The sequence below is a fragment of the Noviherbaspirillum sp. genome, assembly GCF_035944575.1.
Taxonomy (GTDB): domain Bacteria; phylum Pseudomonadota; class Gammaproteobacteria; order Burkholderiales; family Burkholderiaceae_D; genus Noviherbaspirillum.
On the sequence record NZ_DASZBA010000257.1, the window covers coordinates 18,974 to 42,100 of the forward strand.

23 protein-coding genes are annotated in these 23,127 nt (G+C 57.1%); 14 read left to right on the plus strand and 9 right to left on the minus strand.

The annotated features are described in order from the left end of the window. Positions 1 to 47: 47 nt before the first annotated feature. Together hslO and VGU61_RS20990 are read right to left on the minus strand one after the other, a co-directional pair. Positions 48 to 971, minus strand: coding sequence for an Hsp33 family molecular chaperone HslO (gene hslO, locus VGU61_RS20985; protein ID WP_326861254.1), 924 nt, complete (start codon positions 969 to 971; stop codon positions 48 to 50). Then, the gene (locus VGU61_RS20990; RefSeq protein ID WP_326861255.1) at positions 971 to 1,495 is read right to left on the minus strand and encodes a gamma carbonic anhydrase family protein; all 525 of its coding nucleotides are present in this window, start codon (positions 1,493 to 1,495) and stop codon (positions 971 to 973) included. Before VGU61_RS20990 ends, hslO begins: the two co-directional genes overlap by 1 nt. An 87-nt stretch (positions 1,496 to 1,582) precedes the next feature. Here VGU61_RS20990 and VGU61_RS20995 point away from each other — a divergent pair, with 87 nt between their 5' ends. After that, on the plus strand, positions 1,583 to 2,377 hold the full coding sequence (locus tag VGU61_RS20995) for a ferritin-like domain-containing protein (RefSeq protein ID WP_326861256.1): 795 nt from the start codon (positions 1,583 to 1,585) through the stop codon (positions 2,375 to 2,377). A 102-nt stretch (positions 2,378 to 2,479) separates the two neighbouring features. Next, positions 2,480 to 2,752: a hypothetical protein gene (locus VGU61_RS21000; RefSeq protein ID WP_326861257.1), complete on the plus strand. Its 273-nt coding sequence runs from the start codon at positions 2,480 to 2,482 to the stop codon at positions 2,750 to 2,752. 50 nt (positions 2,753 to 2,802) lie between these two features. Here the strand turns inward: VGU61_RS21000 and VGU61_RS21005 are convergent, their stop codons facing one another. Then, entirely contained in the window at positions 2,803 to 4,485 is a 1,683-nt protein-coding gene (locus VGU61_RS21005) for an acyl-CoA synthetase (protein WP_326861259.1), read from the minus strand. A 116-nt stretch (positions 4,486 to 4,601) separates the two neighbouring features. Here VGU61_RS21005 and VGU61_RS21010 point away from each other — a divergent pair, with 116 nt between their 5' ends. From VGU61_RS21010 to VGU61_RS21055, 10 genes are all read left to right on the plus strand, one after another. Further along, positions 4,602 to 5,477: an alpha/beta hydrolase gene (locus VGU61_RS21010; RefSeq protein WP_326861260.1), complete on the plus strand. Its 876-nt coding sequence runs from the start codon at positions 4,602 to 4,604 to the stop codon at positions 5,475 to 5,477. A gap of 74 nt (positions 5,478 to 5,551) precedes the next feature. Next, positions 5,552 to 6,388: a 3',5'-nucleoside bisphosphate phosphatase gene (locus tag VGU61_RS21015; RefSeq protein WP_326861261.1), complete on the plus strand. Its 837-nt coding sequence runs from the start codon at positions 5,552 to 5,554 to the stop codon at positions 6,386 to 6,388. Positions 6,389 to 6,504: 116 nt separating this feature from the next. Continuing rightward, entirely contained in the window at positions 6,505 to 7,386 is an 882-nt protein-coding gene (htpX, locus tag VGU61_RS21020; protein ID WP_326861262.1) for a protease HtpX, read from the plus strand. Between the two features lie 52 nt (positions 7,387 to 7,438). Continuing rightward, the gene (locus VGU61_RS21025) at positions 7,439 to 8,062 is read left to right on the plus strand and encodes an L-threonylcarbamoyladenylate synthase (protein ID WP_326861263.1); all 624 of its coding nucleotides are present in this window, start codon (positions 7,439 to 7,441) and stop codon (positions 8,060 to 8,062) included. Positions 8,063 to 8,195: 133 nt separating this feature from the next. Next, complete coding sequence (locus VGU61_RS21030) at positions 8,196 to 8,819, plus strand: site-2 protease family protein (RefSeq protein ID WP_414691679.1); 624 nt, start codon at positions 8,196 to 8,198, stop codon at positions 8,817 to 8,819. Between the two features lie 6 nt (positions 8,820 to 8,825). Further along, the gene (locus VGU61_RS21035) at positions 8,826 to 10,028 is read left to right on the plus strand and encodes a tryptophan--tRNA ligase (protein ID WP_326861265.1); all 1,203 of its coding nucleotides are present in this window, start codon (positions 8,826 to 8,828) and stop codon (positions 10,026 to 10,028) included. A 2-nt stretch (positions 10,029 to 10,030) separates the two neighbouring features. Continuing rightward, positions 10,031 to 10,615: a class I SAM-dependent methyltransferase gene (locus tag VGU61_RS21040; RefSeq protein ID WP_326861266.1), complete on the plus strand. Its 585-nt coding sequence runs from the start codon at positions 10,031 to 10,033 to the stop codon at positions 10,613 to 10,615. Between the two features lie 91 nt (positions 10,616 to 10,706). Continuing rightward, the gene (dapA, locus tag VGU61_RS21045) at positions 10,707 to 11,585 is read left to right on the plus strand and encodes a 4-hydroxy-tetrahydrodipicolinate synthase (RefSeq protein WP_326861267.1); all 879 of its coding nucleotides are present in this window, start codon (positions 10,707 to 10,709) and stop codon (positions 11,583 to 11,585) included. A 77-nt stretch (positions 11,586 to 11,662) separates the two neighbouring features. Continuing rightward, positions 11,663 to 12,814, plus strand: coding sequence for an outer membrane protein assembly factor BamC (gene bamC / locus VGU61_RS21050; protein WP_326861268.1), 1,152 nt, complete (start codon positions 11,663 to 11,665; stop codon positions 12,812 to 12,814). A gap of 8 nt (positions 12,815 to 12,822) precedes the next feature. Further along, complete coding sequence (locus VGU61_RS21055) at positions 12,823 to 13,620, plus strand: MBL fold metallo-hydrolase (protein ID WP_326861269.1); 798 nt, start codon at positions 12,823 to 12,825, stop codon at positions 13,618 to 13,620. A gap of 89 nt (positions 13,621 to 13,709) precedes the next feature. Here VGU61_RS21055 and VGU61_RS21060 read toward each other — a convergent pair whose 3' ends face one another. Then, positions 13,710 to 14,000 carry a hypothetical protein gene (locus tag VGU61_RS21060; protein ID WP_326861270.1) on the minus strand — a complete coding sequence of 97 codons (291 nt, stop codon included), beginning with the start codon at positions 13,998 to 14,000 and terminating at the stop codon, positions 13,710 to 13,712. A gap of 216 nt (positions 14,001 to 14,216) precedes the next feature. Beyond that, positions 14,217 to 15,338, minus strand: a complete 1,122-nt coding sequence (locus VGU61_RS21065; RefSeq protein WP_326861271.1) for a cupin domain-containing protein — start codon at positions 15,336 to 15,338, stop codon at positions 14,217 to 14,219. 108 nt (positions 15,339 to 15,446) lie between these two features. Between VGU61_RS21065 and VGU61_RS21070 the strand changes: the two genes are divergently transcribed. Beyond that, the gene (locus VGU61_RS21070) at positions 15,447 to 15,986 is read left to right on the plus strand and encodes a peptidylprolyl isomerase (protein WP_326861272.1); all 540 of its coding nucleotides are present in this window, start codon (positions 15,447 to 15,449) and stop codon (positions 15,984 to 15,986) included. Between the two features lie 39 nt (positions 15,987 to 16,025). Here the strand turns inward: VGU61_RS21070 and VGU61_RS21075 are convergent, their stop codons facing one another. The 4 genes from VGU61_RS21075 to VGU61_RS21090 form a co-directional block, all read right to left on the minus strand. Continuing rightward, positions 16,026 to 16,961, minus strand: coding sequence for a hypothetical protein (locus tag VGU61_RS21075; RefSeq protein WP_326861273.1), 936 nt, complete (start codon positions 16,959 to 16,961; stop codon positions 16,026 to 16,028). 1 nt (position 16,962) lies between these two features. Beyond that, positions 16,963 to 19,605, minus strand: coding sequence for a DNA mismatch repair protein MutS (gene mutS, locus VGU61_RS21080; RefSeq protein ID WP_326861338.1), 2,643 nt, complete (start codon positions 19,603 to 19,605; stop codon positions 16,963 to 16,965). Positions 19,606 to 19,890: 285 nt separating this feature from the next. Beyond that, positions 19,891 to 21,228 carry a DEAD/DEAH box helicase gene (locus VGU61_RS21085; protein WP_326861274.1) on the minus strand — a complete coding sequence of 446 codons (1,338 nt, stop codon included), beginning with the start codon at positions 21,226 to 21,228 and terminating at the stop codon, positions 19,891 to 19,893. A gap of 200 nt (positions 21,229 to 21,428) precedes the next feature. Next, entirely contained in the window at positions 21,429 to 22,223 is a 795-nt protein-coding gene (locus VGU61_RS21090; RefSeq protein WP_326861275.1) for an inositol monophosphatase family protein, read from the minus strand. Positions 22,224 to 22,342: 119 nt separating this feature from the next. On the opposite strand from VGU61_RS21090, the gene VGU61_RS21095 reads away from it, so the two are divergent. Further along, positions 22,343 to 23,119 carry an RNA methyltransferase gene (locus VGU61_RS21095; protein ID WP_326861276.1) on the plus strand — a complete coding sequence of 259 codons (777 nt, stop codon included), beginning with the start codon at positions 22,343 to 22,345 and terminating at the stop codon, positions 23,117 to 23,119. The last annotated feature ends 8 nt before the right edge of the window (positions 23,120 to 23,127 follow it).

Consider the following 23,127-nt stretch of genomic DNA (forward strand, 5'->3'; position numbering starts at 1 on the left):
TCCACCCGCCGGCATGCCCCAACTGCACCATAATTCCGGTGCATCTCCTAATGTTTGAATTTTCCCGGCGCCTGCAAACCATCGCTCGACGTTTCGGTGGCGAAAAGCTGCGCACAATCGACCCTGTCGAATTCATAGTGCTGGCCGCAGAAGTCGCAGTTGATGCCCAGCTTGCCAAGCTCGTCCAGGGCCGAATCAACTTCCGGCTTGCCAAGCATCTTCAGCATATTGCCTACTTTCTCGCGCGAGCAGGAGCAATGAAAAGTAGGATGCTGCGCTTCAAACAGGCGGATCGTTTCTTCCCAGAACAGGCGATGCATCAGCGTCTTGATGTCGGTGGCCAGCAGTTCTTCTTTCCCCAGCGTCGATGCCAGCATGACGGTCCGGTTCCAGATCTCGATATCAGACGAGCCGGAAACGTCCACGCCACCTTCCTTGGGCATTTTCTGCAGCAGCAATCCATGTGAAACGCTGTCATTGGCTGCAAGCCATAGCCTGGTATCCAATTGCTCCGACCGGAGCATGTAATTTTCGATGACCTCTGCAATCGAGTCGCCATCCAGTGGAACAATGCCTTGATAAGGTTGCTGGCCCGGTAATTTGTCCTGCGGGTCGAGCGTGATCACGAAGCGGCCATGGCCATTCTGGTTCAGCAACTGTTTCAGGGTGGCGTCAGCATCAATATTCGCCTCAGCGGATAGCTTCGCCGTGGCACGCAACCGCAGGCTCGAGTCGCATTCCACCACCAGCAGGCGTACCGGCCCATCGCCATGGATCTGCATGACGATTGCACCGTTGAATTTCAGATTGGCGGACAGGAGCGCCGCGGCTGCCAGCATTTCGCCGAGCAGGGCATTGACCGGCGTGGGATGTTGCTGGCGTGCGAGCACCTGTTTCCATGTGTCCGAAACGTCCACCAATTCGCCGCGCACCGCGCCGTTGTCGAACATGAATTTTTGCAGCGTGTCCATTATCCGATCCGCTTGAGTTGCTGTTTGAATAGCTGGCCACGTTTAACATAGCTCTCGGCATTTCTTCCAAGCCGCGCCACGTCTTCGTCACCCAGCGTGCGCACCGCTTTTGCGGGTGAGCCGATGATCAGCGAGTTATCCGGGAATTCTTTGCCTTCGGTAACCAGTGCGCCGGCGCCCACCAGACAGTTGCGGCCGATTTTTGCGCCGTTCAGAATTACTGCCTGAATGCCGACGAGAGAACCGTCTCCAATCACGCACCCATGCAGCATCGCCTGATGTCCGATCGTGACATTCTTTCCCACCGTCAGCGGAAAACCGGGATCGGTATGCAGCACGCTGCCTTCCTGCACATTGCTGTTTTCGCCGATGGTGATGAGTTCGTTGTCGCCACGAATCGTTGCTTCATACCAAACGCTTGCGTTGGCTTCGATACGTGCTTTTCCGATGATGTTGGCCGAGTCGGCAATATAGGCGGAAGGGTCGATGTCGGGCGCATGTTCGCCCAATTGGTAGATGGCCATGGATGATCGTAGAATGTCGAACTCTTAAAACGTCATTTTACCGCTGCCTGCATGAATCCATCGCCATTGATTGACACTGTTTCCGCCATGAAAGAGCTTCGTGCGGCAGCATTGGCGTGCCTGTGCGAACGGGATACAAAGCGAAAAACCGGGCAGGTATCGGCAATGCGCTCCGCGTGGAGTGCCGGTGCGATAGCGCTTGATCCGCATCGGGACATCAAAGCGACAATCAACATTCCCGGCCGACCGGACCGGCCGCTTCTTGTGCCGCCGCTGGAGGTGAAGCAGCGCTCGATGCGCACCCAGGAAGGGCGCGCCGCCCTGATCCATGCCCTGGCGCATATCGAATTTAACGCCATCAATCTCGCGCTCGATGCGATCTGGCGCTTTGCCGGCATGCCGCCCGATTACTATGCGGACTGGCTCCATGTTGCGGACGAAGAGGCCTTGCATTTCTCATTGCTGTCGGCACATCTGCAGTCGCTCGGATTCCAATACGGTGATTTTCCCGGGCATGGAAGTTTGTGGGAAATGGCCGAGAAAACGGGGGGCGACGTGCTGGCACGCATCGCTTTGGTCCCTCGAACTCTGGAAGCGCGGGGCCTGGATGCATCGCCGGCGGTGCGTGCAAAACTTGCGCAGGCGGGTGACTCTCGCGCGGCGGAAATTCTCGACATCATCCTGCGCGACGAGATCGGCCATGTTGCCGTCGGCAACCGCTGGTATAACTGGCTTTGCCTTGAGCGGGGTCTAGATCCTGTCGCAACCTATGCGATGCTCGCGCAGCAGCACAAGGCGCCGCCGCTTCGCGGCCCGTTCAATCTCGACGCACGCCGCGCTGCCGGTTTTACCGATGCAGAACTGGCGGCGCTGGCCGTCTGACTTGATGCAAACAAGACGCTTTTTCGTTGCCTGAACGGAAACTAAATCGCCGATACGCAGTCTCTCTCAATGAAATCATGACTTGCATTCGCGGGAGAAAAAATGAATACAACGAATTCTTTCCAAAGCATTGCGAAATTGCTTTCGCTCACGTTTCTCGTGGCGGCAATGGCCGGGTGCGAGAAAACCGACGCGACCGTCGACAGTAAGGGGCCGGCCGAGGCCGCAGGCGCCCAGATCGATAAGGCTGCGGTCAAGGCCGGCGAGCATTTGAACAAACTCGCCGAGCAGGCCGGAAAAGGGCTGGAGAAGGCGGGCGAGAAACTGCAGAGCGCCGCCAAGGAGGCGCAGAAAAACGAGCCGGAGGAAAAATAGGCGGTATGGCTTGCCATGCATGCCGCATCCGCCAAGGGCGTCTGCCGGCGTCAGCCGGATTTCTTTGCTTTGTCCTCCTCCATGAGCCGTAACACCCGCCGCTGAATCTTTCCGGTTGTCGTCATCGGTAGTTCGTCAATAAATTCGATTTCCTTCGGATACTCATAGGGCGCCAGCTTGCCGCGCACGTGCGCCTGCAATTCCGCGATCAACGCGGTATCACGCTCCGCATTGCGTGGCGTATCCGCCGTCAGCACCACGAACGCCTTGACGATGTTTCCACGCTCCGCATCCGGCTTCGGAACGACCGCGACGTTTGCCACCGCAGGATGCTTGACGAGGCAGTTCTCGATTTCCGACGGGCCGATGCGGTAGCCGGCAGCCTTGAACATGTCGTCCGCGCGTCCCTGGTACCACAGGTATCCGTCCTCATCCATCAAGGCCAGATCCCCAGTACGGCACCAGTCGCCGGTGAACTTGTTTCGCGTCGCTTCCGGGTTCTTCCAGTAGCCAATAAAGAAGATCGGGTCGGGCGTGCCGTGAATGTCGGTGCGATGCAGGGCGACTTCGCCTACTTCACCCGGCGCTACCGGGTTGCCGTCATCGTCAATCACGGCAACGCGATGTCCCGGATACGGACGTCCCATGCTGCCGGGTTTGGCAGGCCATTTCTGTGCGCTGTTGCCGACGATGTAGTTCATCTCGGTCTGGCCAAACATTTCATTCGGAACGACGTCCAGCGCCGTCCGGCACCAGTTGAAGACCGCGTCACCCACCGCCTCGCCCGCGCTCATGATGGCTCTCAATTTGAGGGAATACCGTTCGCGCGGCGACGGATAGGCTTTCATCATCATCTTGAGCGCGGTCGGGAACAGGAAGGTGTTGGTGACGCCGTATTTTTCCAGGAGATAAAACGCGGTGTCCGCCGAGAAGCGTCCCCGATAGCCGACGATCGGCATGCCGAAGTACAAAGTGGGCAGCAAGGCGTCCATCAGCCCGCCGGTCCAGGCCCAGTCGGCCGGCGACCAGAACACATCTCCGGGCAGCGGAAACCAGTTTTGCGACGCGACGAATCCGGTCAGGTTGCCGATGATCGCGGAATGGGGAATCAGCGCGCCCTTGGGCGCACCTGTCGTGCCGCTGGTGTAAATCAGTACTGCGGGATCGCTCGCTGCCGTACCTACCGGCGTGAATTGGTCATCCGCTCGCGCGATTTCGGCATGCCAGTCCAGCGCTTCGCCGGCATCCGCGTGAACGGCAATCACCTTGCGAAGGGCAGGGCAGGTTGCCCTAACCGACGCAAGGTTCGCGTAGCCCGCGCCATCCACGATCGCGACCCCGGCCTCGCTGTTCTGCAAACGATATTCAAGCGCTTCCGGCCCGAACAAAATGGACAGCGGCATGGCGACAGCGCCAAGCCGGTAGCAGGCGATATGAGCAATGGCGGTTTCGGGACGTTGCGGCAGGATGATGGCAACGCGGTCTCCACGTTGAACGCCCAGTCCTGAAAGCACGTTGGCCAGCCGATTGGCCTGCGCATGCAAGGCCGCATACGTCAACGTGGAGGCATGGCCCGACTCGTCCTCGTAATGAATCGCGATCCGGGACGGGTCGTCGGCCCAGCGCGAACAGCACACCTCGGCGATATTGAACGTGGCCGGTACATGCCAACGGAAGTCCTGGTACAGCGATTGATAATTGTCGCCCGACAGGGTATTGGCGGCGGAAGTCATGCGGTCTCCAGTATAATTATCGAACGATCGTTCTATTAAATGATTGTTTCGCCGTGGCGGCAAACTCTCTGACAATTTTAAGCCGCCTTGCCCAAGTCGGTATTCAGGAAACAGCAATGAAATCTTCTCGCTCGGAATTCATCAAGGTCCGCGGCCTCAATTACCACATCCGTCATTGGGGGGCGGACAATGCACCCAAACTGTTCATGGTGCACGGCTGGATGGATGTGTCTGCGTCCTTCCAGTTTGTCGTCGACTGCCTGCAGCGCGACTGGCATGTGATCGCACCGGATTGGCGCGGCTTCGGCATGACGGACAAGCCGGATGCGGACTGTTACTGGTTTCCGGATTATCTGGGCGATCTGGATGCAATTCTCGATCATTATTCGCCAGAGCAGCCGGTCAATCTTCTCGGCCACAGCATGGGCGGTAATGTCGTCACCATCTACGCAGGTGTGCGTCCGGACCGGATCAGCAAACTGGTCAACCTGGAGGGCTTCGGATTAGCTGTCACTCAACCGGACCAGGCGCCGAAGCGCTATGCCGAATGGCTCGACGAACTGCGCCAGCCGCCGCGCATGCGAACCTATGCGTCACGTTCCGATGTGGCCGCACGGTTGCAGAAAACCAATCCCCGGTTGCGTGATGACCGGGCGGAATTCCTTTCCTTGCATTGGTCTGCGCAGAATGCCACCGGCGAATGGGAAATCCTGGGTGATCCGGCGCATAAGCTGATCAGCCCGATCCTGTACCACGTCGAGGAAGTCATGGCCTGCTGGAAGCAGATTGCCGCACCCGTTCTCTGGGTGGAAGCCGATGATACCGATGTCTGGCGCTGGATGGGACCCAAGGAAAAAGCGCGTGTCGAGATCGATCGCCGTATCGGCTTCATTTCCAACGTTGAGACCGCGGTGATCCGCGATGCCGGACATATGCTGCATCATGACCAGCCGGAAGCACTGGCGGAGGTGATCGAGCGCTTTCTGGCCTGAAGGCGGGCGTCGCATCCCCGGGCATAAGTCAGCGTACAATGTTCGTTCTTCATAAGTCCCGAGTTTCATTGCACATGCTTAACGCCGATCTGCATTCCCATTCCACCGTCTCCGACGGCCTGTTGAGGCCTGCCGAGGTCGCCGCGCGCGCAAGCGCCAACGGTGTTCAGGTTTGGGCATTGACCGACCATGACGAGGTCAGCGGCCTGGCGGAAGCACGTGAAGCCGCAGCGGCGCTTGGCATGAAGCACATTCCGGGAGTGGAGATTTCCATCACCTGGGCTGGCGTGACGGTTCATATCGTGGGCCTGCGGATCGACGAAACCAATGAGGACCTGGTCAAGGGCTTGGCGCTGACACGGTCGGGGCGGGAGCGCCGGGCGCGCGAGATGGCGCAGCAGCTCGCCAACGCCGGCATACCTGATGCCTTCGAAGGCGCGCTCAAATTCGTCGGCAATCCGGACTTGATTTCGCGTACGCATTTTGCCCGCTACATCATCGAACTCGGCATTCAGGATGACATCGGTGGAGTGTTCCGCAATTACCTGACCGAAGGCAAGCCCGGATATGTACCCCATCGCTGGGCAACCCTGAAAGAAGCCGTAAGCTGGATTCGCGGAGCGGGCGGTATCGCAATCGTCGCCCATCCCGGGCGCTATGGCTTCACCGATCTTCAGCTGGATGCCTTGCTGAATGAATTCAAGCAACTCGGCGGCGTTGGCGTGGAGGTTGTAACCGGCAGCCATACCGTCGACGAATATGACCAGTTTGCGAAAGTGGCGCGTAATTACGGCCTGCTGGCTTCGCGTGGATCCGACTTCCATGCGCCAGGAGAGTCCAACGTCGATCTGGGCAAACTTCCTCCCTTGCCGGCGACCGTCGTGCCCGTCTGGCACAATTGGCAACTTTAATTTCGCTGTCACCCCACTACTTGCCATACGGAGATTTCCTCCGGGTTTCTGGCATGGGCTTGAAATTTGCCTGTTCAGTCACATTTAAGTAGCGCTTTCAACTCAGGAGGCTTTGAATGAAACGAATCGTGCTATTTATTGCAACCAACCTGGCCGTGATGCTGGTCATGTCGGTTGTGTTGTCGCTGCTGGGCGTAAACCGCTTCTTGACGGCCAACGGACTCAATCTCGGCACGCTGATGGTGTTTTCCCTGGTGGTCGGCTTTACCGGTGCCATTTTCTCCCTGCTCATCAGCAAGCAGATGGCTAAATGGTCTACCGGCGCGCGTGTCATTGATTCGCCATCCACATCTACCGAACTCTGGCTGGTGGACACTGTAAAGAAGCTCGCTGACCGGGCCGGAATCGGCATGCCGGAAGTTGCCCTGTACGAAGGCGAGCCAAACGCATTCGCCACAGGCGCGTTCAAGAATTCCGCGCTGGTCGCGGTTTCGACAGGCCTGTTGCAGAACATGACCAAGGACGAGGTCGAGGCCGTGCTGGGCCATGAAGTTGCTCACATTGCCAACGGTGACATGGTCACGCTTACTTTGATCCAGGGCGTGGTGAATACTTTCGTGGTGTTCCTGGCGCGTGTCGTCGGCTATTTTGTCGACAAGACAATATTCCGCAACGGCGATGATCGCGGGCCTGGCATTGGTTACATGATCACCGTGTTCGTTTGCGAAATCCTGTTCGGCATCCTGGCCTCGATTATCGTCGCCTGGTTCTCGCGGTATCGTGAGTTCCGCGCCGATGCCGGATCCGCAAAGCTGCTTGGTAGTCCGCAACCGATGGTCAAGGCGCTTGCGCGACTGGGTGGACTGGAATCGCAGGAGCCGCTGCCGTCGAATTTCCGATCGCTTGGCATCAATGGCGGCCGGTCCGGATTCCTGGCGCTGTTTGCCACCCATCCGCCGATCGAGGAACGTATCGAAGCCTTGCGCGGCGCACACTAATCGAAGTTTCAATGCAACGGCGGCGGTTACCCAACTACCGCCGTTCTTTTTTATGAGCCAGTTTTTTCAGATTCACCCCGAAAACCCGCAACTCAGATTGATCAAGCAGTCGGCGCAAATTCTTCACGCCGGCGGCATCATCGCGTTGCCGACCGATTCCTGTTATGCATTGGTTTGCCATCTCGACGACAAGGACGCGGTGGAGCGCCTGCGGCGGATTCGCGACGTGGATGACAAGCATCATCTGACCTTGCTCTGCCGTGACTTGAGTGAAATCTCCCAGTATGCCCGTGTCGACAACCGGCAGTACCGGATGCTCAAGGCGGCTACTCCGGGGCCATACACCTTCATCCTCGAAGCAACCAAGGAAGTGCCGCGTCGACTGAGCCATCCGGCACGAAAGACGATCGGCCTGCGTGTGCCCGAGAACCCGATCGCCCATGCGCTGCTGGAGGAACTCGGTCAGCCCTTGCTGGGATCGACCCTGATTCTCCCGGGTGAAGAGGATCCTCTGACCGATCCCGAAGAAATCCGTGATCGCCTGGAACGGCAGGTGGAACTCGTGATCGACGGCGGCGCCTGCAGCCTCGAACCGACCACGGTGATCGATCTGACCGCCGACGAGCCGGTTCTGCTGCGGCAAGGGCGCGGCGACGCCCGGATGTTCGGCCTCTGACGTTCTCGCCGCTAGCGCATGAGCGGCATGTTCACCATGCGCACCGGTTTATCCATCCCTCGCGGGCCGCAGTACCCCCTCTGATAAAATTCGCCCCATGGAAGACATCATTCAAAAGATCGCCGTATTCGCATTGCCGGTCATCTTCGCCATCACACTGCACGAAGCGGCACATGCCTACGCTGCAAAGTATTTCGGCGACGCGACGGCCTACATGCAAGGCCGCATGAGCCTGAATCCAGTCAAGCATATCGACCCGATCGGCACCATCCTGATCCCGGTCGTAATGTACGTTGCTACCGCCGGCTCTTTTCTCTTCGGGTATGCAAAGCCGGTGCCGGTGGAGTGGGGCAACCTTCGCAAGCCGAAACGCGACATGGCCTGGGTGGCGCTTGCCGGACCTGGCGCCAACCTGATCATGGCGCTGATGTGGATGATCCTGTCGATCGTCCTGCGTGGCGCCGGTATCGAAGAAGCGTTCTTCATGCAGGTGGCCGAAGCAGGCGTGTGGATCAACCTTCTGATATTCGCATTCAACCTGTTGCCGATCCCGCCTCTCGACGGGGGCCGTGTGCTGACCAGCATGTTGCCGCATCAGTACGCATACAAATTCGCGCAGATCGAGCCCTATGGTTTTTTCATTGTCCTCGGCTTGCTGTTCCTGAAACTGCTGCATTACTGGGTCATTCCGGTCATGGCGATCGCCAATATTGCCCTGCAACTGATTACCACTCCCCTGACACTTTTTTTAAGCTGAACGATTATGTCTTCTGAACGCGTTGTCTCCGGCATGCGCCCGACGGGCGCCATGCACCTCGGCCATTATCATGGGGCGCTCAAAAACTGGGTAAAAATGCAAGCGGAACAGGAGTGCCTGTTCTTCGTCGCCGATTGGCATGCACTGACGACACACTACGATGATCCGAGCATTATCGAAACGAGTACCTGGGACATGCTGATCGACTGGCTGGCAGCGGGCATCGATCCGTCCAAGGCGACCCTGTTCATCCAGTCGCAGGTGCCCGAGCATGCCGAGCTGCATTTGCTGCTCTCCATGGCGACCCCGCTCGGCTGGCTGGAACGGGTGCCGACCTATAAGGATCAGCAGGAAAAGCTTGCCGATCGCGATCTCGCCACCTATGGTTTTCTCGGCTATCCATTGCTGCAGGCGGCCGACGTCCTGATCTATCGCGCCGGTCATGTACCAGTCGGTGAAGACCAGGTGCCGCATATCGAAATGATGCGCGAGCTTGCACGCCGCTTCAATCACCTGTACGGCAAGGAAAAGGGATTCGAGGAAAAGGCGCTTGAGGCGGTCAAGAAATTGGGCGGCAAGCAGTCGAAACTGTACGGCGAACTGCGCATTGCCTATCAGGAACAGGGCAAACAGGAAGCGCTAGAGCAAGGCAAGGCGATGATTGAAAGCGCCCAATCGCTATCCAGCGTCGATCGCGAGCGTCTGTCCGGCTACCTCGAAGGCAGCCGCAAGCGCATCCTGGTTGAACCACAGGCGCGCCTGACCGAGGCATCGAAGCTGCCGGGCCTGGACGGCCAAAAGATGTCAAAAAGTTATGGCAATGCGATTGCGTTACGAGAGGACAAGGATTCGATCATCAAGAAGGTCCGCACCATGCCGACCGACCCTGCACGCGTACGTCGCACGGACCCCGGTGAGCCGGAAAAATGCCCGGTATGGCAGCTGCATAAGGTGTACTCGGACAGCGACACAAAAGAGTGGGTGCAAAAGGGATGCCGCTCAGCCGGCATCGGTTGCCTGGAGTGCAAGCAGCCGGTCATCGACGGCATCTTGAAGGAGCAGGAACCCATGCGCGAACGAGCCCAAAAGTATGTCGACGATCCGTCGCTGGTGCGCGCCATCGTCGCCGACGGCTGCGCGAAGGCACGTGCGCTGGCTCAGGAAACGATGCGCGAAGTGCGCGACGCCATGGGATTGAATTACCGCTGACCATGGCGCATTCCCATGCCGCCATAGGCCAGCCTTCGCAATGGGTAAGCCGGTTTGCGTCGCTGATGCCGGAGGGTGAGGTGCTGGATCTTGCCTGTGGCACCGGTCGACACACGAAAATGCTCGCGGCTCTCGGACATCCGGTGCTCGCGGTCGACCGCGACGGCGCAGCGCTCGCCTCCGCCGCCGGACCGGGGATACAAACTCTCCGGATCGACCTTGAGCAGGATGGCGAACGACCTATATCCTGGCCATTCGCCCCTGGCCGCTACGCCGGCATAGTCGTGACAAACTACCTGCACCGCCCGCTATTAGACGAAATCATGTCAAGTCTCATGCCTGGCGGCGTAGTGATTTATGAAACCTTTGCGGAAGGCAACCAACGGTTCGGCAAGCCGTCCAATCCGGATTTTTTGCTGCGTCCCGGCGAATTGCTTCACGCCGTACAGAACGCTCAACCGCATTCCCTTGAAGTTGTAGCCTATGAGCACGGGTATATCAGCCAGCCAGCGCCGGCGATGGTGCAGCGAATCTGCGCCGTGATGCCATCCGACGATCGGGACCTGACGTTATTACGGCTGAATTGACTGGCAATTTCCCTCTTGCCGCCAGAAATGCCCATGAAAGCGGTCTATCCGCTACAATCGACTTTTTCCATCTTTCTGCAATAACATCATCATGATTCAGGGCAGCATAGTCGCAATCGTCACCCCCATGCATGAGGACGGTAGTCTCGATCTGCCGGGTCTGCGCAAATTAATCGACTGGCATATCGCCGAAGGCACGGACGGCATCGTCATCGTCGGTACCACCGGTGAGTCGCCGACCGTGTCGGTGGACGAGCATTGCGAGCTGATCAAGGTCGCCGTCCAGCATACGGCAAAACGCATTCCGGTCATTGCCGGCACTGGCGGGAATTCAACGACCGAAGCCATCGAACTTACCCGCTATGCCAAGCAGGTCGGCGCGGACGCATCGCTCCAGGTCGTTCCCTACTACAACCGGCCTACCCAGGAAGGCATGTACCTTCACTTCCGAAAGATCGCGGAATCGGTCGATTTGCCTTTGATTCTTTATAATGTACCGGGGCGTACGGTGGCTGACATGTCGAATGAAACGGTCCTGCGCCTCGCGCAAATTCCGGGCATCGTCGGCATCAAGGATGCGACCGGCAATATCGGTCGCGGCAGTGACCTGATCCGACTGGCTTCCGAGTCTTTCGCAGTCTATTCCGGCGACGATCCGACAGCCATGGCACTCATGTTCTGTGGTGCGAAAGGCAACATCTCCGTGACTGCCAATATCGCGCCGCGCGGTATGCATCTGCTCTGTGCCGCCGCGATGGCCGGGCGTGTGTCCGAAGCAGTGGAGATCAACAACCGGCTTCTCCCTTTGCACAACAAATTGTTCGTCGAGCCAAATCCGGTACCGCTCAAGTGGGCGATGAACGAATTGGGACTGATCTCCTCCGGCATGCGCTTGCCGCTTGCACCACTGGCAGCCGAATACCACCAGACTGTGCGACAAGCTTTGCGCGAATCGGGTGTATTACAATAGGCGCCGCAACGAACGGCACATATTATTAAAACAGGCCGCTGCAGCGTCTCCTCGAACTTCTCCACAACAGCATCGACATGATTATTCGTAAGCAACTTCATCTGGCTCAACGTGGTCTGGTCTGCGCATTGGCTTTTGCCGGCCTGGCCGGTTGCAGTTCCATCGGTTCGTTGCTGGAACCCGACCGTATCGACTACAAAAGCGCCGGCAAGGCGCCGTCGCTGGAGATTCCACCCGACTTGACGCAACTCGAGCGCGAAAATCGCTATGCCATTCCGGAAGCAAACCGTGGCACGGCCACCGCCTCCGGTTACAACATGCAGCAAACAGCACGCCCGGCTGCAACAACATCGGTGTCTCCCGCCGCGACGCCAGACATGCGGATCGAGCGTGCCGGCAACCAGCGCTGGCTGGTCGTACAGCAGTCGCCGGAAGTGCTATGGCCACAAATCAAGGACTTCTGGCAGGACTCCGGTTTCCTGATCAATCTCGAAGCGCCACAAGCAGGATTGATGGAAACCGATTGGGCGGAAAACCGTGCCAAGATCCCTCAGGATTTCATCCGCAACACCATCGGCAAAGCACTTGATGCCCTGTATTCCACTGGCGAACGGGACAAATTCCGTACACGTCTTGAGCGCTCGCCCAACGGCGCCACGGAAATCTACATCAGCCATCGTGGCGCGCAAGAGGTGCTCGTGGGGCAGGAAAAGGAGTCCACGGTGTGGACTCCACGTCCAGCCGATCCGGAACTCGAAGCCGAGTTTCTGGCGCGTCTGATGGCGCGCCTGGGCACGGACGGCACACGCGCCAAGGCAGTGGTTGCAAATGCGGGAGCGCAACCAGTCCGTGCCAAACTGGTCAACGGTAATGGCCCCGGTTATGTGGAAGTTGATGAAGGATTTGATCGTGCATGGCGCCGCGTTGGACTCGCGCTCGACCGGGTAGGTTTTACGGTGGAGGATCGGGACCGGGCACAAGGTCTGTATTTTGTCCGTTATGTTGACCAAGCGGATGACGCGACACGGCGCGCTTCTGAAAAGGGCTTCTTCTCCAAGCTGTTTTCCTTCGGAGGCGACGACAAGGCAAAAGCCGCGCAACGCTATCAGGTCGCGGTGAAAGGCAATGGCGGAGTGACCCAGGTTGCGGTGCTCAATAACGAAGGCCGGCCGGAATCATCCCAGACCGCGAATCGCATTCTTTCCCTGTTAAACGAGCAACTCAAGTAAATTTTTCTTTGAAATTCGCCAGTTTAGGGAGTGGCAGCGAAGGCAATTCGCTGCTTATCTCCGCTTCATCCCCTTCTTCCCGCACCACCGTCATGCTCGACTGTGGTTTCGCAATTCGCGAAACGGAGCGACGACTGGCGAAGCGAGGCATGACGCCCGGCGATCTTGCCGGAATTCTCGTGACTCATGAACACCAGGACCATGTAGGCGGTGTCTTCAAATTCGCGCGCCGTCATCATGTTCCCGTGTGGCTTACCTACGGCACATATCAGGCGGTGAAAAAAGATAGTGACGGTGTTGATGTACGGTTTTGCCGGGACGGAGAGCGACTGGCAATCGGCAGCATCGAAGTCATCCCCTACACCGTGCCGCACGATGCACGCGAGCCGGTGCAGTACGTCATCGATGACAAGCGGTTCCGGCTTGGCGTGCTGACTGATGCCGGTCAATCGACACCGCATCTGATCAATGCACTAGGTGGCTGTGATGCGCTAATGCTGGAGTGTAACCACGACAAGGGCATGCTAGCCAATTCCAGCTATCCATGGTCACTCAAGCAGCGTATCGGGGGTGCTTATGGCCATTTGTCGAATGAGACTGCGGCTGAAATCTTGGCGGCGCTCGACATCTCGCGTTTGAGAATTGTGGTTGGCGCCCATCTTAGTCGGCAAAACAATACGCCGGAACTCGCACATGAGGCGCTTCGCGCCGCATTGCAAACAAACGCCATGGCCGTGCCGGCAGAAGTGCGTATCGCATGCCAGGAAGAGGGCTTTGACTGGATCGAGCTGTCGGAGCAAACGTAATGGCGGATTTCCAAAGTAGGTGAGCATTGGCAGTAGAGCCAAATAAAAAGCCGACCCGAAGGTCGGCTTTTTGATTCCGAGATCCGAAATTACTTGGATGTCGTTGCGTCAGCGGCAGGTGCTGCAGGAGCTGCTGCGGCCGGAGCGGCTGCAGTTGTGTCAGCAGCAGGAGCTGCAGGAGCGGCTGCTGCAGGTGCAGCGGCGTCAGCGGCAGGAGCTGCTGGTGCAGCAGCGGCTGGCGCTTCAGCAGCAGGAGCTGCCGGTGCAGCAGCAGCAGGTGCGGTTTCAGCAGGTGCTGGAGCAGCGGCTTCTTCTTTCTTGCTGCAAGCAGCGAGTGCAACAGCAGCCATCAGGGATGCGATCAACAGAGTCTTTTTCATGATTTTCCTTCAGAGATTTTTTATAAAAAATATTGCGATGAATAATTACCGGTAATTATCGCTCTATAGGGTGTTTCAATAACTTGCCGGGCGGTAATGCTGCATTGCGGTAGTTTGAAAACTTCCCAACTCGCAATTATAACGATTTTTTTCCTGCAAGACAGGCGGGAGTTGTGGTTTGGTAAGGGATTGTAACTCTGTCGCGTTTGGTTTTATTCATGCTAGCAATAACCAACCGTCTTCATACCATGCAAGCAGTGTCTCGATTGCGTCAGGCGATAAAGTACGAATCGCGGCGCCCTCCAGTCGGCGTTCATTGGCCAACATTGTGAGTACAGTCTTATCGCTTCCTTCGGCAACCAGCGACTCGCCATTGATGAAGATGAGCTTGCCGCGGTAAAGCATACGGGTTTTTCGCGACAGCATTACGCCTGTTTTGCCGCTGGCTTTCTTGAATGCCGCAAGTGACATCGATTGAGCCGGAGGATCAAAAAATACATTCGCCTTTGGCTCGGATAAATATTCGCCGAGGAAAATGCGAACGTCTTCATCGGTGAATTCGACTTTTGAGAGTTCGGTAGCGACCCTGTCCAGCATCTGACTGCCGATTTCCGCCGGACGTGTTGTGGTCCGAAGGTCAGGATCCGTGTAACGACCCGGCAAATCGATGGAGTCGGCCATGAATTGCATGAATGCTTCCCCAAGCTCCTGGTAAGAGGGCGCTCGGAATCCAATTGAATAGGTCATGCATTCGCCGATTGCAACTCCGTCGTGCGCGTATTGTGGCGGCAAGTACAGCATGTCGCCTGGTTCCAGGATGAACTCCTGTTCAGGCTGGAAATTTTTCAAGATCTTGAGTGGCAGTCCACCAATCAAGGTCAGATCATCCTGGGCGCTGATTTTCCATTGCCGCTGACCATGGGCTTGCAACAAAAATACATCGTACGAGTCGAAATGAGGCCCCACACCGCCCCCATCGGTCGCATAACTGACCATTAAATCGTCCAGTCGTGCATCGGGGATAAAGCGGAATTGATTGAGCAGGGCGTTTGCTGAATCCGAATGCAGGTTGACTCCTTGTACAAGAAGTGTCCAGGCCTTTTGCCGCAATGGGGGCAGGCGATCGAACGGGCCGCTTTTCAATTGCCATTGTCCCTCGACAATGGCGATCAATCGTGATTCGACATCGTCTTCCGATGCCATGTCGAATAGCGCATCCCGCTCGACAAGTGGTTTGAATGCCGGAAAGGCTTGACGTATCAGGAGAGGCCGCTTTTGCCAATAGTCTCGCAGAAAACGTTGTGGAGACAGGCCACCGAGTAGTGTGCTTTTTTTCATGTGCGCATTATATAGGCCGGCTGGCACAACACCCGCTGTGCTGGACCTCTACCTTCGCTCTTCGTATCAGACGGTATAATCTTTTGAACATCATGGAAAGGAATCAATATGAAGATTGCCAAGAACACCGTAGTGACGCTCCACTACAAACTCTCAGATGCGCAGGGCAATCTGATTGAGGAGAGCCGCGAGCCGATGGTTTACCTGCACGGTGGATACGAGAACACGTTACCCAAGATTGAGGAAGCGCTGGAGGGTAAGGACGTCGGTTATGAAACGACCATCCAGGTCGAGCCTGACGACGCGTTCGGTGAATACGATGCTTCGCTGGTAAAGATCGAACCCCGCAACCGCTTGCCGGAACCTTTGGAACTCGGGATGCAATTCGAAGGGACCCCGGATGGTGCCGATTCAGCAGAAGGCTCCTTGATTTTTACAGTGACGGATATTGCGGACGACAAGGTGGTGTTGGATGGCAATCATCCGCTTGCCGGCATGGCATTACGATTTAATTTGAATGTGGCTGAAGTGCGTGCGGCGAGTGAAGAAGAAATCGCTCATGAGCATGTGCATGGTGCACACGGCCACCATCACGATAGCCAGGATGACGACAGCGGCGATCACTATCGGAGCCGCCCGATTCATTGAAGCCGGGCGAATGGAGGCCGCGCACTGTCGATTTTGCTATTAATTTGCAGGTGTGGCGTTTTTCGTTCGACTTGTTTGTTTGCTGACGATGAAAAGCGTCGCCTCCGCCGGATCGATGTTCACTTTGGTCCACGGCACCCCGGCTTCCAGTACGCCAAAATCACCACGCCAGCGGATACTGGGCTTAGTCCTTTTTGGCATGCCGCCATGACCGTGAATGAGCAGTGTCTTGCCTTTGAATTTGGCTGCCTGCGCGAGAATCTGCTTGCGCAATTCCGCGAAGCCATCCTGTTTGGCCGGCCCGCGATTAACGGGCGCAAAAGGATTTCCGCTGCTGAACAACACCACGCCGTCCATTTTCCGAAGCGAGGCATAAGTGAAGACTCGGTGCAGCCATTCGCGATTTGCGATGATGCGGTCCTCAAACTCGCTATTGCGCCCTGCATCAAGCAAGTAGTGGTTGTTGTTTTCGGGAGCATTTAGTGTGGCAAAGACAATGCCGCCAACTTCCCAGCGTGCGTTTTCGCCATAGTTGCGGAATTTCGCAGTTGAAGATTGCCGGACCAAGGGGAGCCGCGATCCTCCAAGCGAGAACTCATCAGTAAAAAATAATTCGCGCAGCCGGTTCAATCTGCCTATGGCCGCCGACCGGCCGTTTGCATGCCTGCATGCCGTCCAGTCGCTCCCCGCAAGCGATACGATCACCCCGTTTTTTGCACTATCGAGAAGCGCTTTGCGACGCTGATAAAGTTCATCGCTGCAAGGCTCTTCCCCTGCCTTGATGCCATTGGCGACCACGAAGGCGAGATTGTCGGCGTCAGATTCATTGACCGCTTCACGCAAACCGCTCTCATCATTCATCGTCCGGTAGGGGTGCGCGATGACGCCGAAGCTGAATGTGTCCGTTGCAACCGCCGGACTGCCCCAAAGACATGCACTGCATACAAATAACCTGAGAATAATGTGCACTTTCATCTTATTGATTTTTAGTGAGGCTTTTAAGCCGATAGAGTGCATCCAGCGCTTCCCGTGGCGATAAGGTATCGGGATCAATGTCCGACAGGGCCTGCTCAAGTTCCGAGACCTCGCGGCCCATCGGCGGTTCGTCTTCCTCGAGTTCGATAGGGGGCACGCTGCTGGCGAACAAGTCGAACTGCGGCGTGGCTTGCACCGAGTGCGCCTCCAGGGCGGCAAGATGCTTTCGTGCTGCCCGGATGACCGATTGCGGTACGCCGGCGAGCTGCGCCACCTGCAGCCCGTAACTCTGTGACGCCGGGCCAGGCTGGACCGCGTGCAAAAACACGATCTTGTCTTTGTGTTCGACCGCCGACAGATGCACATTGGCAGCGGTCGGATGCGTTTCGGGAAGTTGGGTCAGCTCGAAATAGTGGGTCGCGAAGAGTGTGTAGCTGCGGGTGTGATCGATCAAATGCCGGGCAATCGCCCAAGCCAACGCAAGGCCGTCGAACGTTGACGTGCCGCGCCCGACTTCATCCATCAGCACGAGCGATTGCGCCGTGGCGCCATTGAGGATCGCTGCGGATTCGGTCATTTCAACCATGAAGGTGGACCGCCCTCCGGCAAGGTCGTCGGCGGCACCGATCCGGGTAAAGATGCGATCAATCGGGCCGATGGTTGCGCTGGCGGCAGGCACGAAACTTCCGACATAGGCCAGCAAGGTGATCAACGCCACCTGCCGCATATAGGTCGATTTGCCGCCCATGTTCGGGCCGGTGATCAGCAGCAGCTTGCGTTCCTGGTCGAGCCGGCAATCATTGGCAATGAAGCGCTCGATCTGATTTTCCACCACCGGATGGCGACCTTGTTCGATGATGAGTGCGGGGTCGGCGACCAGATTGGGGGCGCACCAGTTATTGCGCATCGCATGCTTGGCAAACGCCACCAGCGTATCGAGCTGTGCAATTGCCGCAGCTATTTGCTGCAGCCCGCCGATATGCGGCGCCAGGTCGTTGAGAAGCTTGTCGTACAAATACTTCTCACGCGCCAACGCACGCTCCTGGGCCGATAATGCCTTGTCCTCGAATGCCTTCAATTCGGGTGTGATGTATCTTTCCGCATTCTTCAGTGTCTGTCGCCGGCGATAGTCGTCAGGAACCTTTGCGGTCTGGCCGTGGGTAACCTCAATGTAGAAGCCGTGAACCTTGTTGTACTCCACCCGAAGATTGGCAATGCCTGTTCTTGCACGCTCGCGGCCTTCCAGCTCGACCAGGAACTGTCCTGCGTTTTCCGACAGGCCGCGCAGTTCATCCAACTCCGTATCGAAGCCACGGGCAATCACGCCGCCGTCGCGCACCATCGCGGCAGGTTCCGGTGCAATCGCCCGTTCGATCAGGTCCAGGCAGTCATCCGGTGTCGCCAATGCCTGGTGCAAAAACGCCAGCAATGCGGCATCAGCATCCTTATTGCAGGCTTCCACGCAGGCGCGCAGCGACGGCAGTTGCTGCAGTCCGCCGCGCAAGCCCGCCAGGTCGCGCGGTCTGGCGGAAAGCAGGGCAACGCGGGTGGTGATGCGTTCAATATCCGGCACTTCCGCCAGCGTAGCCGACAAGCTGTCGGACGCATCCGCGCGCATAAGCGCGTTGATCGCCGCCTGACGCGCCTTTGCAACCGATTGGTCGCGGCGTGCGTGATGCAGCCAGTTGCGCAGCAAGCGTGAGCCCATGGCAGTGCGGCAGTGATCGAGCTGGGAAAACAGGGTCGGGGACGCCTGGGAACCGTCCTGGCCACGTATGGTTTCAGTAAGTTCCAGATTGCGCCGTGTGCTCGCATCGAGGCCGATGAATTCATTTTCCGATTCGACAGTGAGCGTCCGGACATGCTGAAGTCCTTTTCCCTGAGTCGATTGCGCATAACGAAGCAGGGCGCCGCCGGCACAAATTGCTGCACTCATCTGATCCGCGCCGAAACCGGACAGGCCAGCGGTGGAAAGCTGTTCGCATAGAGCCTTTTCGCCGCTGCGCATATCGAAATGCCAGGCAGGAACAGTGGTGATTTTGCCCGTCAGGATCTGCTGCTGCACGGATTGCGCATCATCGGCGGTCAGCACTTCTGCCGGGACGATGCGCTCCAGTTCCTGCTTTAAGCGTTCGTTTAGCGATTTGGCATCGCCTGAGATTTCCATCAGCTTGAGGGCGCCGCTGGCCATGGACAGCCATGCGAGGCCAAGCGTCAGTGTCTTTCGGTTCGGAGCAGCATGGATTGCCAAGAGCGGGCGTTCCGACTTTTCCGGCAATAGATCTGCGTCCGTCAACGTGCCCGGGGTGATGACTCGTATGACTTTCCGCTCGACCGGACCTTTGCTCGTTGCCGGGTCGCCGATTTGTTCACAAATCGCTACCGATTCGCCATGCCGAACCAGCTTCGCAAGATATTGTTCGGCTGAATGAAACGGCACACCTGCCATTTTGACCGGGGACCCGTTGGATGCGCCGCGCTGGGTCAGTGTAATGCCGAGCAGGCGCGCCGCTTTTTCGGCATCCTCGAAAAACAGTTCATAGAAATCGCCCATGCGATAAAACAACAGGGTCGACGGGTGATCTGCCTTGATGCGGAGGTATTGCTGCATCATCGGCGTATGCTTTTCGATTGCTTCTTGCATGCGCGGCTTGGTCTCGCTTGCAATGTCGGTCTGATCCGGCAGGAGCACTGGTTTTGAAGCCATTCCAACCCTTTTGACGGCGTATTGAATAATCCATCATTTTAACCGGCGCGATCGGGCATGGAACATGTGTTATGTCGCGATCACCGAGGCGGTCAGGTGGGGACTAGAACGGGAAAGGCAATGAAACCGTGCGATTTCGACGCTTGCCGTTTTCATTGCCTTGGTGCCAGGCGCATCAGGACTTTGTCAGCGTCCCTGATGCTCCTTGAAAAGCGAAGGGTATCAGCGTCCGCGTCCGCCTGATCGATGTGCCGCAGATGACTTTACAGGTGCTCTGGTATTCGCACCGCTCTTCGACGGTACGTTCGGCTTCGCGCCGCTGCCATTGCGGGACGTGTTTGCGGGAGCCTTCTGCTGTGGCCGCCTGCCGCCGCCAGCATTGCCGCTGCGCAGCTGGATCGGTTGTGGCGTTGCATTCGGATCCGGTTCGAATCCTGCCACGACTTCCTGTGGCAGCGTCCGCTTGATCAGCTTCTCGATATCCTTCAATAAGCCGTGTTCATCGACGCACACCAGAGAAACCGCTTCGCCAGTCGCTCCGGCACGTCCGGTGCGGCCGATACGGTGTACATAATCCTCGGGTACATTCGGCAAATCGTAATTGACGACATGGGGCAGCTGGTCAATATCGATGCCGCGTGCTGCAATATCGGTGGCGACAAGCACTTGCAGACTACCGTCCTTGAACTCCGTCAATGCGCGCGTACGGGCAGCCTGGCTCTTGTTGCCGTGGATAGCCAGCGCCGAAATGCTTTCTTTGCCGAGTTGCTCCACCAGCTTGTTCGCGCCATGTTTGGTGCGGGTGAAGACTAACACCTGTGACCATTGCTGCGTCTTGATCAGGTGACTGAGCAGCGGATGCTTGCGGTTGCGGTCCACCGGGTGGACCTTTTGTGCAATCACTTCTACGGTTGAGTTGCGGCGCGCCACTTCGATCATCGCCGGCGCATTTAGCAGTCCATCCGCTAGCGCCTTGATCTCGTCGGAGAATGTGGCGGAGAACAGCAGATTCTGGCGCTGCTTCGGCAAAGCGGCGAGTACCTTCTTGATGTCGCGGATGAATCCCATGTCGAGCATGCGATCGGCTTCATCGAGCACAAGAATCTGGATCTCGGACAGGTCTACGGTGCCTTGCTGCATGTGATCCAGCAGGCGGCCTGGTGTGGCGACAAGAATGTCAACACCGCGTTTCAAGAGCGTTATTTGGGGATTGATCCCGACTCCGCCGAAAATGACGGCGGAGTTCAATTTCAAATACTTGCCATAAACCTTGACGCTTTCTTCGACTTGCGCGGCAAGCTCGCGTGTCGGTGTGAGAATCAGTGCGCGTATCGGCCGGCGCCCCGCTGCCGGATTGACCGACTTTGATGCCAGACGCTGGAGGATGGGCAGGGTAAATCCCGCTGTTTTGCCGGTCCCGGTCTGTGCGCCGGCAAGCAGGTCGCCACCCGCCAGAACTGCGGGAATGGCCTGGGTTTGAATCGGGGTGGGAGTGGTGTAGCCTTGTTCGATGACAGCACGAACGATATCGTCGGACAAGCCGAGCTGGGTAAAGGACATGAAAACTCAATCAGGAAATATCGGCCTGTCGCCAATATAGGCGCCAGTCGCAGGCAAACAGATTAGGATGCGGAAAGGTCGGATAGACAGCGGCAGGGGGACTGGTACGCAATGCCGCGTGCAGGAAGTATAACAGCACCCGGCACTAACCGCTTTGGATAACAAGTGCAGCAAGTCCGGGCGCAAAAGTAGCGTGTCTATTACTTCTTGAATTGCGACAGCACGTTCACCATTTGAGAAAATACCTTCGGCGACGCTGCGATGGCTTCATTCTTATACAGGTAGTCGGATTCGCCGGCGAAGGTTCCAACGATACCTCCCGCTTCGGTAACGAGCAGGGAACCTGCCGCCATGTCCCAGGGTTGAAGGCCGCGCTCGAAGAAACCATCCAGCCGTCCCGCTGCAACGTAAGCAAGATCCAAGGCGGCAGCGCCAGGACGGCGCAGTCCTGCACATTTTTCCGTCATGATGCGAAACATCTTGATGTATTCCTCCAGCCCGTCGCCACTCCGGAATGGAAATCCCGTTCCGATCAACGCATCGGCCAACTTGTCGCGGCGGCCAACGCGAATCCGCTTTTCATTCAAGTAGGCTCCGCTGCCTTTTGTAGCTGTAAACAGGTCGTTGCGGGTGGGATCGAAGATCACTGCCTGGGTAATAATGCCTCGCTGCTGAAGGGCAATTGATACACAGTATTGCGGGAAGCCATGGATGAAATTTGTGGTGCCATCAAGCGGATCGATGATCCAGACATTGTCGTTGTCATCATGTAAATTGCTTGACGCCCCGGTCTCTTCAGCAAGAATTGCATGATCCGGGTATGCAGTCTTAAGGACATCAATGATCGCCTGCTCAGCCGCCTGATCCACTTCCGTCACGAAATCATTGTGCCCTTTCTGGGTCACCTTGATACGGTCGATGTCGAAAGAGGCGCGATTGATGATCGAAGCGGCACGGCGGGCAGCCTTGACCGCCGTATTGAGCATGGGATGCATAGAGGTTCCGTTAAAATGGCGGCACCGCAGCCTTCTGCCGCACGGAACCGCGTGGATTGATTAATGAGCGAAGCGGCAACGAAGGTTTGAGCCCTAGACCGCAGATGACGCTATTTTAAATGAACCTGACTGAAACTAGTAACGATCTGTCCGCCCGGTTGCGTTTCGTACTGGTTGAAACCAGTCATCCAGGCAATATCGGCGCGGCCGCCAGGGCGATGAAGACGATGGGGTTTTCTCGCCTTGTGCTGGTCAATCCACGATTTGCCGATGTCGCGGAGCAGGAGGAAGCGATTGCCTTTGCAAGTGGCGCATTGGATGTGCTGCGTGCATCAAAAGTCGTTGGGTCTATCGAAGAGGCTTTGGATGGATGCAATTTCGCGGCGGCATTGAGCGCCAGGCTGCGGGAGTTTTCGCCACCGGTGCTTACGCCGCGTACGTTTGCGGGACAAATCACGTCCGAATCGGGACTGCAGGCCGCTCTCGTGTTCGGTAATGAGCGCTACGGATTGCCAAATGGCGTCGTGGAAAAATGCAATGCTTTAATCAACATCCCGGCTAATCCGGCATATTCTTCCTTGAATCTGGCACAGGCGGTACAGGTCTTGGCGTATGAATGCCGCATGGCCAGCACTAAATCAGATACGGGGGAGTTCCCCGTTGCATCAGTGTCACCAATCGGCTTTCATGGTCAAGCGGCTGAACTTGCTCAGATTGATGGCATGTTCGCGCATTTAGAAGAGGCGCTTATTGCTATTGATTTCCTGGATCCGGAGAATCCGAAAAAACTGATGCCAAGATTGAAGCGCTTATTTTCGCGAACACAATTGGAAACTGAGGAGGTCAACATCCTCCGCGGCATTGCTACACAGATCCTGCGCAAGCGGCCGCGATGATGCTAGTT